At 64.8% G+C, this 1798-nt stretch carries 1 protein-coding gene; it reads right to left on the reverse strand.

What is annotated here, in order from left to right:
- Nucleotides 1–282: 282 nt before the first annotated feature.
- The gene (locus AB0D27_RS45440) at nucleotides 283–1659 is read right to left on the reverse strand and encodes a reverse transcriptase domain-containing protein (RefSeq protein ID WP_362521534.1); all 1377 of its coding nucleotides are present in this window, start codon (nucleotides 1657–1659) and stop codon (nucleotides 283–285) included.
- Nucleotides 1660–1798 lie beyond the last annotated feature (139 nt).

The following is a 1798-nucleotide window of genomic DNA, read 5'->3' on the forward strand; positions in this document are numbered from 1 at the left end:
TTGCTGTGGTGATAGAAGCCCTAGACAAGCCTCATCATCCCAGCTCAGGAGGCACTTTCGCGTTTCCGATCAAGATCCGGACGCCACCGCAAGTGTAGGGTCGGGGGCTGGCGCGGTGGCGTAGTACGTACGCTCCGTTTCCAGCCCCCGCCGCATCGAACCGTGCGTGCGTTGGGTAGGCCGCCAGCGAGGTGCCTGTGACCAGGCCCTTTTCCGACGGCCCCCCACCGAACCGGGCATGCTCGCTTTCCGAGCACCACGGCTCTCCGGTGCCTTTTCTTCTCATGAGTTCTGCAGCGACGGGCGTCCGCTGTAGTGGATTCCTTCGTGGCAGACACGGCAGACGACCAGGGTCTTCCGACGGCGTGCAGCCATCATCCGAGCCCAGGCAGGCTTGGGCGCCCGCCCCCGGACATTCAGGTCCTTCAGGTGCCGAATGTGGTGCACCTCGACACCGTCATGGGACCCGCACATCTCGCAGGTGTCGGCAAGCAGGCGCTTGACGAGCTCGTTGCGTCCGCTGTTCCACACCTGCTTCGGGTGATCGTCGAGACTGCCGATCCTGGTCTTGCGCGCCAGTGAGACCCCGCCCCATTGCGCCACCAACGGCGCTCGCCCTTCACCACGTTCGACGGTGACCTGAAGTCCCCGGCGGGGACCAAGATCAGTGTCAAGTACGGCCCGGTAGCGGGCATAGATCCTGGGGACGCGGACGCGGTACTTCCGCGCCAGCGTCTTGACCAGGGACCGCTCCATGACGTACTTGAGCCGTCCGAGACGGTGAAGGTTGAACGCGAGCTGGTAGTAACCGGCGATCCCGCGGAACTCCGCCTGGTACTGGGCGACGATGGAGAAGTCGCTGTTGACCGTGCGTTCAGTCCGCCGGACCGGTCGGCCGTGGTGCATGTAGGGGCGACACTTGGCACGGACGACATCAGCAGGCACCTTCAGCCCGATCTGCGCGTTGATGCTGCGCTGACCGCGATGGTCGTGCTTGGTGTCGTTGTCCAAGACCACGATCTCGTAGCCGAGGAACCGAGCGGCCTTCGTCCGCCCGTGCGTGATCAAGGTCTTGTCCTCGGCCAGTTCCAACTTGAGCTCGTCGCGCAGGAACCGGCCGACGTCGGCCTTGATCTCCTCGGCTTCCCGCTTCGGCCCGGTGAAGCCGAGCAGCCAATCGTCCGCGTAACGGCAGTAGTTCAGCCGCCTGAAGCCCGGATCATCGGTGTCGCGGGAGGGCATGGTCTTCATCTGCTTGCGCAGGGCCCGACCTGCCTCTAACTCGCCCCGCTGCTCCAGCCGATAGGCGCGCTGCCACAGCAGCATGTACGGACGATACGGTGTTCGCCTGGCTCCCCGGTTGTAGGCGGGCAGCAGGTTCGTCTCGATGTACTTGTCCAGCCGGTCCAGGTAGATATTGAATAAAAGCGGCGAAATCACGCCGCCTTGCGGCGAGCCGCTCAGCGTCGCGTGATACCGCCACTGTTCCAGATATCCTGCCCGGAGCAGTCCGTCGACCAACCGCAAGAAGCGGTTGTCGTGGATCTTCTCAGCCAGAACCGACCGAAGGATCTCATGATCCAAACTGTCGAAGCAGGCTTTGATGTCCCCCTCAACGAACCACGTGGCGCCCCGCCACCCGGGGTAGATCGACTGCAGGGCGGTGTGACAGCCCCGGCCGGGCCGGAACCCGTGGGAGTGATCCCGCGGCCCGCGCCGGTGGCCGCGACCTGCCGGGCCTGGTCCTGGACCTCGATGCCACCCTCGTCACCTGCCACTCGGACAAGGAGCAGGCGGC

The sequence above is a fragment of the Streptomyces sp. NPDC048415 genome (assembly GCF_040651675.1).
Taxonomy (GTDB): domain Bacteria; phylum Actinomycetota; class Actinomycetes; order Streptomycetales; family Streptomycetaceae; genus Streptomyces.